General features: G+C 48.5%; 8 protein-coding genes. 3 read left to right on the plus strand and 5 right to left on the minus strand.

Annotated elements, in window-relative coordinates; translation table 11 throughout:
* Nucleotides 1-48 precede the first annotated feature (48 nt).
* The 3 genes from ACWXW9_RS03850 to ACWXW9_RS03860 form a co-directional block, all read right to left on the minus strand.
* Nucleotides 49-1,353, minus strand: coding sequence for an ABC transporter substrate-binding protein (locus tag ACWXW9_RS03850; RefSeq protein ID WP_494928349.1), 1,305 nt, complete (start codon nt 1,351-1,353; stop codon nt 49-51).
* 106 nt (nt 1,354-1,459) lie between these two features.
* Entirely contained in the window at nt 1,460-3,127 is a 1,668-nt protein-coding gene (locus ACWXW9_RS03855; RefSeq protein ID WP_494928350.1) for a response regulator, read from the minus strand.
* Nucleotides 3,120-4,949 carry a cache domain-containing sensor histidine kinase gene (locus ACWXW9_RS03860; protein ID WP_494928351.1) on the minus strand — a complete coding sequence of 610 codons (1,830 nt, stop codon included), beginning with the start codon at nt 4,947-4,949 and terminating at the stop codon, nt 3,120-3,122. The genes ACWXW9_RS03855 and ACWXW9_RS03860 overlap by 8 nt, the downstream gene beginning before the upstream one ends.
* A gap of 154 nt (nt 4,950-5,103) precedes the next feature.
* Here ACWXW9_RS03860 and ACWXW9_RS03865 point away from each other — a divergent pair, with 154 nt between their 5' ends.
* Together ACWXW9_RS03865 and ACWXW9_RS03870 are read left to right on the plus strand one after the other, a co-directional pair.
* A complete protein-coding gene (locus ACWXW9_RS03865; RefSeq protein WP_134911945.1) occupies nt 5,104-6,000 on the plus strand; it encodes a carbohydrate ABC transporter permease in 897 nt (298 codons plus the stop codon).
* The gene (locus ACWXW9_RS03870; protein ID WP_137060781.1) at nt 6,000-6,830 is read left to right on the plus strand and encodes a carbohydrate ABC transporter permease; all 831 of its coding nucleotides are present in this window, start codon (nt 6,000-6,002) and stop codon (nt 6,828-6,830) included. Before ACWXW9_RS03865 ends, ACWXW9_RS03870 begins: the two co-directional genes overlap by 1 nt.
* Nucleotides 6,831-6,982: 152 nt before the next feature.
* On the opposite strand, the gene ACWXW9_RS03875 is transcribed toward ACWXW9_RS03870, so the two are convergent.
* On the minus strand, nt 6,983-8,803 hold the full coding sequence (locus ACWXW9_RS03875; protein WP_494928352.1) for a methyl-accepting chemotaxis protein: 1,821 nt from the start codon (nt 8,801-8,803) through the stop codon (nt 6,983-6,985).
* Nucleotides 8,804-9,164: 361 nt separating this feature from the next.
* Here ACWXW9_RS03875 and ACWXW9_RS03880 point away from each other — a divergent pair, with 361 nt between their 5' ends.
* Nucleotides 9,165-10,367: a GTP-binding protein gene (locus ACWXW9_RS03880; RefSeq protein WP_494928517.1), complete on the plus strand. Its 1,203-nt coding sequence runs from the start codon at nt 9,165-9,167 to the stop codon at nt 10,365-10,367.
* Nucleotides 10,368-10,429: 62 nt separating this feature from the next.
* Here ACWXW9_RS03880 and lepB read toward each other — a convergent pair whose 3' ends face one another.
* Complete coding sequence (gene lepB, locus ACWXW9_RS03885; RefSeq protein ID WP_494928353.1) at nt 10,430-11,053, minus strand: signal peptidase I; 624 nt, start codon at nt 11,051-11,053, stop codon at nt 10,430-10,432.
* Nucleotides 11,054-11,367: the final 314 nt, after the last annotated feature.

The following is an 11,367-nucleotide window of genomic DNA, read 5'->3' on the forward strand; positions in this document are numbered from 1 at the left end:
TATAACACAAAAAGACGCCCTTACGGACGCCTTAGCGCGAAACCAGTTTTATTGTGCCGAGCCTAATTGCACCCATGCTTTTTCGATCTCTGCAACTGCCTGATCCTTGTTCATGTTGCCGCTGATATAAGCCTGCATCAGCTCGCCAAATTTTTGGTGGAACGTATCCAGCGAGTAGTTAACAGACAGATCACCGGACTTCGACGTTTTCAAAATGCTTTCCATTTCCTTAGGCATTTCCAGATCAGGAAGCGGCGCATCCTTAATTGGAGGAATGACCTTGGCTACCTGGGAGAACCAGTTCTTACCGTATTCCGAAGTGTACAGCCAGTTGAAAAATTCAATCGTTTCCTTGGCTACTTCGGAATCCTTGTTGATACGCAACGCCTGATCGGCCCCGGTAATGATGACCGATTGATCCGCCTTGTCACTTACCGGATAGCCCATGATGCCAATCTTGAGGTCAGGATTAATCTTCTTGATCGCTTCCTCATCCCATGCACCTTTACCCGTCATAAACGCAGCTTTGCCGGATGCAAAATCACTCACTTCCGCGTTGCTGTCCCGTTCCAGCGGCTTATCCGTGCCATGCTTCACCGTCAGATCAATAAAGCTAAAGAAGTTGTTGTACAGCACCGGGTAGTCCTTGATTTTCGCTTTGCCTGCAATAAAATCGTTGACGAGCTGCTTCGGCTCTACACCTGCATCCTGTGCGGCAGCATCCACATAATGCTGGAAGATATGCTTCCATACCCACCACTCTTTATATGCATTCGCAAATGGAGTGATGCCCTTCGCCTCAAGCTTGGTGACTGCGTCCTGCATCTCTGCCATCGTCTTCGGCGGGGAGGTTACACCGGCCTTAGTGAGTAAATCCTTGTTGTAAATCAGCGCAAACAGATTGCCCTTCACCGGGAAGCCCAACACTTTACCGTCACTGGAGCTCATATTCGCTCGAACGGCATCCGTCATAGCTGCTGCCAGCGGCTCATTCGTCAGATCGGCGCTATAATCAGCATATGTGTCGATGTCGCCTCCGGCCGTGGTCTGGAATACATCTGGTGTACTGCCTGAGGCAATTTTGGATTTGAGAATGGTGTTATAGTCTGCCTGCATGATTTCCAGATTGATCTTCACATTTGGCTTGACCTTCTTATACTCTTCGATATACGCGTTAAAAGCATCGGTATACTCCGGTGAGGCTGTGAACATATTTATTGTAACCGTTTTCAATTCTTCTTTGCCGCCAGCATTCCCTTTCGCCGCATCTGAGTCACCGCTGCTTCCGCATCCGCTCAACAAGCCGACCGTCAAAAGCAAACTGCCGGATAACGCCATCATCTTCTTTAACATGGATACTCCCCCATTTATTCGTGATCAACGTCCATGCGCTCATTCTAAAAAATATAGTCCGATTTAAAAAGGCAGATTAGTGAAGCATTAAGGGTAAAAAAGTGGTTTATTGCAAGCTCACACGATACTCCGACGGTGACACCTGATAATAATTACGAAAAGCCTTACTGAAATAATTCTTATCCTTGTAGCCAAGCATATCGGAAATCTCTTGAATTTTCAGGTTGGAATCGCCTAGCAGCTCCTTCGCCTTGTCCATTCGGACCTTCTGCACATATTCGTGAATCCCGTAACCAAACTGCTGCTTGAACAGCTTCATCAAGTACTCCCGACTTAAAAAATACGTTTCGGCAAAAAATGAAATTTTGATATCTTCAAAGTAATATCGGTCAATATGCCGTTTGATCTCCGTAATATCAAAGGGCTGACTCCCCCCTTGAGCATGCTGAACCCCGGCAATGTAAAGCTCCAGCATCCGATGCAGCCGCTGTCCATACTGGGCAAAGTCCGTAAAGTCCGCAGCAATATCGCCCTCAGCCACGCTTTTTCTCTGTTCCCCCGAGGCCCCCTCCGGCTCAGACACAGATGCAGATACAGATACAGATAGAAAAGCACCCGGCTCCATAGCCGCTTCTCTCAGTAAAAAATGAAGCTCGCCCATCATCCGATCTGCATCCTGCAAACGAAAAGCAGGGCCGGATGCCAACTGCTTCAGCAGGTCGTTTAGCAGTACCTTTGCCCGATTTGCCTGGCCTGTCTGGGCATCCTTCTGGATCAACAGCAGTCGATCCGTCCACGACACTTCTTCTGGCATCATTCCCTGCCGGGGCGCGACATGCATGACCGATGTTCCTGTCAGCTTCAATACGTCCGTGCTGTGGATATGCGCCTTGACATCCGTATAAGCAGATGCCAGATCCAGTATGTCCGTACAAGGCTTACCCACCCCCGCAGCTACCACCATGCCAAACAATCCATGCAGATTCGTCACCGCCTTCTGTGTCACTTGTGCCAGCAGAAGAGGCATATGTTCTTCCTGCCCCGGAGACAATGTGCAAATCGAAACGACCTCGCGCTCCCGTCTTGGATGAAGAAAACTAAAACAGCTCAATCGTTCATCCGAAGTCTGAGCCATAACGTTCGTCACGGCAAAATCCATCAGATCCGTCTCCCCGTGAAAACGTGTCATGCGAACCTCATCCCTGTTTAGCAACCGCAGCACGATCACCCCAAAGCGGTTCCCCGGTTGATCTGCACCGATCATGGGGAGTAACGCCGCATTCGCCTGCCTTTTAAAGCTACCGTCCAGAATAGACAAATACAGCTTCTCCTTTAGCTTCGGCAGTGACATGTTCAGCGTAATGTTCTGACTAATGAATTTGCTTTCGCTCTGCTTGCGGCTCTCCAATATATCTACCGCTGTGCGCAGCGCCTGATTCAATTCCTGCCGATTGATCGGCTTGAGCAAATAATCCACCACCCGGGATTGAATCGCTTGCCGTGTAAATTCAAAATCGTCATAGCCGCTAATGACAATCGTCAGCAGATTAGGATACACCTTCTCGATGGCACGAAGAAATTCGATACCGTTCAACTCCGGCATTTTCATATCCACCATGACCACATCTATTGGGTGCCGTTCCAGCAGCTCCAGTCCAAGTCTGCCATTCGTCGCCTCAAACACCTGCCCGATGCCGAGGTTGTTCCAGTCTCCGACAATACGAATAGCTTCGCGTAGCGGCTCCTCATCGTCAATGATCAATACGTTATACATGACTACTTCCTCCCTGGGGGATGCGCATTTGGATTTCTGTTCCCGTATCATCCGTATGTATGGATAGTCCCGCCTGATCTCCATACAGCAGCTTCAATCGTGTATTCAGATTTTTTAAGCCGATATGCTCACTCTCCCGTTCCTCCCACTTCTCTTCGAACGAATCCAGCACCTGTCTCAGCTTATCCTCCGAGATTCCCGGGCCGTTGTCCCGTACAGTAATCGTGGCATCTGTAGAGCTGGATTCGGCTGAAATGACAATCAGAATATCGCTTGACACCTTTTCCAGCGCATGCTTGATCGAATTTTCCACCAACGTCTGCACGGACAACCTGGGGATTCGCAGCTCCATCAGCGTGTCCTCCCACTCCAGCTCTATTCGCAGTCTCGTCCCGAACCTTGCTTTTTGCAATCCCATATACCGTTCAATATGCTGGAGTTCTTCGCGGGCAACCACGATATCCTTGCCATTGATGGAATACCGCAGGGTTTGGGCCAACGCATCGACCATATCCGCCATATCGAACATCTCACGCTTTAATGCCTGTGTGGATATGGCTTGCAGTGCATTGTACAGAAAATGGGGATTAATTTCAGCCTCCAGCGCCTTGAGTATGGCGTTTTTCTCGACCAGCTTCATTCGATAGCGCTCATTAATTAATTCTTCGGTTCTTTGGACCATTTCGTTAAAATGCAGCGACAAATACGCAATCTCGTCATGGCCCTTCACAAGGGCCGTTGCCCCGAAGTCCCCGGTACTAAACCGCTTCATCTGGGTGGATAGCTTGTGTAAGGGGCTGGTAATGGCATTCGAGGTCAGCGTTACCAAAATAATAGACACCCCTAAAAACAAAATCCCGATCACGTAGCTCCAATTTCGTGTCGTCGTAGCCGCTTCGTAAATTTGGCGGTATGGGATCGGCTTGACGAGCCGCCAGCCTTCTTTTTTCCCGGCATCATACACGACCAGATACTCCTGGCTGCCGCTACTGTCCGACCATGTTACTCGTCCGCTCCCTCCCTGTCCAATCTGTGCCAGCACCCCCGAGTCCCGCATTCGCTCGTATAACGGAAGGCTGTCCACGTAAAAGGGAATACGTTTAGGACTTAGCAGCATGAGATGGTCCCCTTTGCCGAGTGGAATGTTCTTCATGATATCGTCCACAGCGCTTGTATTGTAATAAAAGGACAACACCGCCTGCGGGTGACGAGATGCAATCGACCTCAGTACCCGATGGTACGCCATAAAGCTGGCCTGTGGTGCCACATACCCCATATCCGAGCGGGAACCCACAAAGGATTGAAACGATTCGTTGGCCGTGCTCGCCAGCGCCTCCTTATACCAGGGCAGCTTGGGAATATCCGTGTTCATCCCTTGGCGCACCGTAATATTGTACGTCTCCCGGGTCACCACATAATATTGATGGCGATCTGCCACGTACAGATAAATAGCTTCCAGATCACTGCGGGAATAAAACATGCTGCGCAAGTAATTTTCAATGACCATTCGGGAAGCATAGTCCCGATTTTCATTCGCAATCGCGTTCATAATATCGTTATAACGAAGCTGCGGCAGGGCCAACTGCTGCATCCCAACCAGATAGTCCTCCAGGTTCTGATTAACCAGCAGCAGATTATTCGTTGTGCTGGCAATGCTATGATTCACCGACTCCCTTTCAATCATCTGATAGGAGATAATCGTCAGCGAGCCTACCACCAGAATGATCACCGAGGTAAAAAGCAAAATAAGCTTGTTCACCAATTTTTGCGTTATTCGTCTCCACATGGATCTGAGAACTGCACCTGCTCGCTCTGGTATCATGATAAAATCGCCCCTTTTGAAAGCGTACACATTTTTACCCTCAACTGTTTTCTTAAATCCATTGGTCCGGCCCTAGGGGCTATCCTATACTTTCATTATATCTCAAACGGCTTGGAACGAAAGATCGGAAAATGTTGAGAAAAAGAGGTGCGTTATGCTGAAAAAAAGGGGAAGCCGGGGCGATAAGGGCAGTAAATTGGAGTTTGGCTTGTTCACACTGCCCGTCATCCTGTGCATTACGATTGCATTTTATATTCCGTTTTTGATGACAATACGCTATTCCCTGACCAAGTGGAATGGAATATCCAAGCATCCGAAATTTGTAGGCCTGGATAATTTCAAACAAATCCTGCTCGGAGACGCCAACTTTGCACATGCGGCCTGGTTTACGGTCAAATATGCCATTCTGTACATTGTACTGGTTAACGTGCTGGCCATCCTGCTGGCACTCGTCCTCGACATGAAGCTGAAAAGCTCGGCGTGGCTGCGGGCGGCCTTTTTTATCCCTTATATCCTCAGTCTCGTGATTGTCGGATTTATCTGGAAGTTTATCTTTATGCAGGGCTTTGAGTCCCTGGGGCACAGTACAGGCTGGGGCATCTTCCAGCTCAGTTGGCTAGGGCAAGAAGGGCTCGCGTTTATTTCCATTTTGGCGGTATCTATCTGGCAATCTATTGGCTTTTATATGGTCATTTACATTGCAGGCTTACAGTCTGTACCGGAGGATCTGAAGGAAGCCGCTATTGTGGACGGAGCGGGGCCGATTCGGAGATTCTTCAGTATTACGTTACCCTTGCTGGCACCTTCCATTACGATCTCGGTCTTCATGGCACTGACCAACTCGATCAAGGTGTTCGACGTCATTCTATCCCTGACTGGCGGTGGACCGGGAGGTACAACATACAGTATTGCTTATGATATTTATCGAGACACGTTCCAGAACAATCTGTACGGCTACGGAACAGCCAAAGCGTTGCTGCTATTCGTCGCGGTGCTGATCATAACGATCATCCAATTGTCTATTTTCAAACGCAGGGAGGTTGAAGCCTAATGCAACGCAGCCGTATGGGACGTATTTTGCTGGAAGCGGGCATGATTGTACTATCGCTGTTATTTTTGTATCCGCTGTTTCTCGCCATTAACAATTCGTTCAAAAGCTTTGCTGAGGTCATGACTGACGTCATTGCGCTGCCCAAGCAGCTTTCGCTGGATAACTACGTGTATGTATGGAAATTCATTAACTACCCGCGCTTGTTTCTGAATAACACAATCATTACCGTAGTCGGACTGGCAGGTATCGTACTGGTATCCTCCATTGCCGCCTATAAGCTGGCACGGACGAAGAGCAAATGGAGCTCCGCCATCTACATGCTGTGCATTATGCCAATGTTGATCCCGTTTCAGTCCATTATGCTGACTGTCTTGCGACTCGCGAAAGACCTGCATCTGGCGGACAGTACCTGGGGACTTGGCCTGCTGTATTGGGGCTTCGGCGCACCGCTGGCGGTGTTTATCTATCACGGGTTTGTCAAAGGGATTCCCAACGAGATTGACGAAAGCGCCAAGATCGACGGAGCCTCAGGCTTCCGGCTTTTCTTTTCGGTGATTTTCCCCTTGCTGAAATCGGTCACCGCCACCATTGTGATCATCGACGTGATGTGGATTTGGAACGACTTTCTGCTGCCCCTGCTCATGGTTAACGGCTCACCCAGCACCAAAACGCTTACGCTGGCTGCCTATACCTTCGTCGGACAGTATACGTCAGACTGGCAGTATGCCATGACAGCCATGGTGATGGCTGTGCTGCCTTCCATCGTCGTATTTATTTTCCTGCAAAAATACATCGTCAAAGGTGTTGTCGCGGGAGCAGTCAAAGGCTGATTTCAAAGTGGTGATTCCCAGCGAATGTAAAAGGTCAGCGTATATGAGTATACGAAGCCAGATAACAAAAAAGAGGACTTGCGTGTTGTTGCGCAAGTCCTCTTGGTTTCAGCCTGGATGCCCGGAAGGCTCTGTTATCCAACACTTCCCGCTCAGGAAGCGGGATGAATCGGTGTATCCGAAATTGAAATTCTATCCATAGACGTACGTCTGATGGACGTGCCGCGCCCGCCATTCGTATCCTTTGGATGAGTCGAAGCCGAGTCCTTGTTCTCGTCTGCATCGTTTGTAATGCGGAAATGCTGTATTTCTGACATTAGCTGGGCAGCCATATGACGCAGCAAATCGGCAGAATCCGCGATGACCTCCATAGAAGCGAGCTGCTCCTCGCACACAGCCGCAGCCGACTCCGATTCCTCTGCAATCTCACGGGACAAGCCTACCAGCTTTTGCTCCGAGTCCAGCAGTTGCCCGGTAATGGCAGACAATTCTTCGGTCGCAGCCGACACCTCCTGCGTATGCTCAGCGACCGTTTGTACTGCTTCATGTACTTTGCTAAACGTCTGCCCGGTGCGATGAATCAGATCTGTTCCAGCCTCAACCTCGCTGGAGCCTTTCTGGATCGAGTCTACGGCCTGGTTCACTGTATCCGCCATGGCATCCATAAAGACAGCAATCTGCTGGGATGCTTGACCTGTCTGTTCCGCCAGCTTCTTCACTTCACCCGCCACAACAGCAAAGCCCTTACCCGATTCCCCGGCTCTGGCCGCTTCAATGGAGGCGTTCAATGACAGCAAATTGGTTTGCTTGGCGATATCGCGAATGAACTGCGTTACACTTTGAATTCTCTTCGATTGCTCGCCCAAGTCCTGAATGACCTTGACCGAGTCCTTCATCGTATCCTGAATATGGCGCATCTGCATAACCGTTTCTTCCAGGTCTGCATTGCCGCGCTCTGTCTCGTGAATCGCCCGCTCAGACAGCTCTGCGGTAATGGATGCGGATTGGGCAATCTTTTGAACGCCTTCTGCGCTTTCCTTGACCGCCTGCTGGTTTTCACGATTTCGCTCAACCTGATTGCCTGCCGAATCATGGATTCCCTGTACCGTCTCCGCCATCTGCCGTGTACCTTCCGCCACTTGCCCGGAGCCATTGGACAGCTCACCCGAAGCCAGTGTAACTCCTTGCGCATTCTGATAAATCACTTGCAGCAGCGAACGAAGCTGGCGTTTCATATCGTTAAAGCTCTGCGCCATTTCACCAATTTCATCTTTCTGCCGAATTTGAATATCCTCCTGTGTCAGATCCCCTTCTGCAATACGTCGCGCGGCTTGAGCCACCTGAACCACCGGACGGGCAATCATACGGGTGATTACATACGCCAATACGATCCCGATTACCAGCGCAAGCGCCATCGCAATGATAATCATCGTCTGTACATATTGAAGCTTCTCACCCTGCTCGACTTGGGATTGATTCAGTAGATCCATCTGGTATTGCTCCATGACCTGTGACTGCTGCTCCAGTGCAAGTGCCATCGGCTTACATTTTTCCTCCACTAATCTCGTGTAGGTCGCGACATCCCCCTGCTGCTTATATGAGGTAATTTCCTTCACGATATCTGCATATTCAGCCTCCATCTGCTGGAGCTTTGCTGCCATTTGCTTGGGCTTGTCCAGTGCTGGCGTGGATTGCAGCTTCTTCATGGTCGTTGCAAAGGTTTCGCGTGCTTTCAGATAGCTGTTCATTTCGTCCTGATCGCCAGTCACCAGATACCCGCGAAAATACTTGGTCTGGCTCGCAGCATCATACTGCAATTCTTTAATAATCAAAATTTTATCGACTCTGTCATCAATCATGCTTTGATAAGATGTATGTAAAGACGAAGTAGCATACTCACCAATAACGCCCACAACCAATGTAAGCAATAATACGGCTGCAAAACTAATGGATAGTTTTTTACCAATCTTCATTCTAAAATATCTCCTTTGTATGGGACAATTTTCTTAGGTCTAAAGGGTTATTATACGCCTATTTGTCATTTGAAACAGTTAAATATAATTCGTAAGTTTCAATTATTGAAATACAACTTTTCAGTTATGATACGGCACCCAATAACATATAGATCACTTCCTTTTGTTCATTTTTTCTCCCCTTTCCTTACACCCTCCCTTGACATTTCCCTTCATTAATGATTTACTGATTTTACTATTCGTAATTATTACGATTAAAAGAAGCCGACAAGGGGAGCATTGTAGCTTCCCTATCTGACATTGTAGCCACTACAACACATTCAGCATTTCATGAACACTTTCGAAGGGATGAGTGATTATGTTGGCAAACACGATGGAATTGGAAAAGAAAATACCGGTTACGGTACTTAGCGGGTACCTCGGTTCAGGCAAAACCACCCTGCTCAATCATGTGCTGAATAATCGGGAAGGCTTGCGGGTAGCTGTCATTGTCAATGACATGAGCGAGGTAAACATTGATGCCGATCTCGTTCGGGACGGCGGAGGATTATCTCGGGTTGATGAGAAGCTGGTGGAAATGTCCAACGGCTGCATCTGCTGCACCCTGCGAGAAGACCTCTTAAAAGAGGTAGAGCGGCTGGCGCTGGATAAAAAGTTCGACTATATCCTTATTGAGTCCACAGGCATCGGCGAACCCATCCCGGTAGCCCAAACGTTCAGTTATGTAGATGAAGAAAACGACATCGACCTGACCAAGCTGACCCGGCTGGATACGATGGTTACTGTTGTGAATGCGCCGGAATTTTGGAAGGACTTCTACTCCAGAGATTCCCTCAAGGATCGCGGGCAGGAGGTTGCCGACGAAGATGCGCGCAGCATTGTTGATCTGCTGGTAGAGCAGGTGGAATTTTGTGATGTGCTGATTATTAACAAATGCGATCTGGTATCCCCTGAGGAACTGGAGCGACTGGAAAAAGCGCTGCGCGGTATTCAACCGAACGCCAAAATCATTCGTTCCGAGTACGGTAAAGTGGACCCGAAGGAGATTTTGAACACGCATCGCTTCGACTTTGAAACAGCCAGCCAAGCGGCAGGCTGGATCCAGGAGATGAACAAGGAAGAACACGTACCGGAGACAGAGGAATACGGTATTGCTTCGTTTGTGTACAAGCGCAAAATCCCGTTTCACCCGGAACGATTGCTGAAATGGCTGGCCAAATGGCCTGCCGAGGTTGTCCGTTCCAAGGGATTGGTGTGGTTCGCCACGCAGAACCGCACCGCCTTTACATTCAGTCAGGCGGGCAGCTCCAAGCAATTTGCACGCGCAGGACTGTGGGTATCTGCTTTGACCGAGGAAGAACGCCAATACTATCTCGGAGAAGATTTTGAAAAAACACCGGATTGGGACGAAAAATACGGCGACCGGGTGACCAAGCTCGTATTTATCGGCATAGACATGAATCGGGAAGAAATCGAGAATACGCTGGATGAGACGCTGCTGACTCCTGAAGAGATGAAGCAGGACTGGCGCAAGCTGCCTGACCCTTTTACCCCAAAAATATAACAGCTTCAGAGACACGCAAAGCGCCTAAAACGGGGAACAGCATTCCGTCTTAGGCGCTTCTTCTATTCATCATGCTTTACCCACTGCGCGCTGCCCAGCGGCCAGAAAACCACATCCGCACGTCCAACAATATCTTTAATCGAAACAAAGCCAATCGTACGACTGTCTCTACTATTATTACGATGATCGCCCATGACAAAAATAGTACCTTCGGGAACCCTGGACTCGGTTATTGTTGCATTCGGAAAGTCCACATTGTTGTACAGCTCGCCCTTGGCATGTGCTTCTTGGACAGCTCCCTGAATGTATGACTCTTCCACCTTCTTACCATTCACGTAAAGATTGTCGCCTTGATATTTAATCGTGTCTCCCGCAACCCCAATAACACGCTTAATGAAGTCTCTTCCTTCCTTTCTCACATGGAATACAACGACCTCACTGGGCTTGGGATCACGAAAATCGTAAATCAGTTTATTCAAGACAACCCGTTCATTTGTTTTGAAATTCGGCTCCATGGATGCTCCCTCAACGACAGATGGCGCAAACAGCAACCCGTGCATAATGAACACGAGAACAACACCCACCATAATCGCTTTAAGCCAATCCACGATCTCATTTTTAACTTGCGGCTGCTTGTCCGAAACTTTCCGTGTAGCTGGACTCGTCAAATGATTTCCGTTATCCATGCGTCAGAACCGCCTTTTCTCATAGATTCTATTCCTAATATGTGTATATTGTATAAGTGTAATCAATTTTTCCCAGCTTGGCAAAACCGTGTTTATAGTTGAAACAAAAGTGTGAACTTTTTTTCACAATCTCAAAATATCATCAAAAAACAGTTGATGCAAACGTTAACATATATTAAACTGGGCTTATACTTCTTAGAGCGTTTTGGACATATGCCAGTTAATTCGTCACCCAGGGAGGTGTCTTCGTTTCACATGAAAGACAGCATAAGTCGCTTTTATAGTGCTATCTTCTTTTAAAATAAAAGATGAAA

Source organism: Paenibacillus sp. LT-B23, assembly GCF_059417685.1.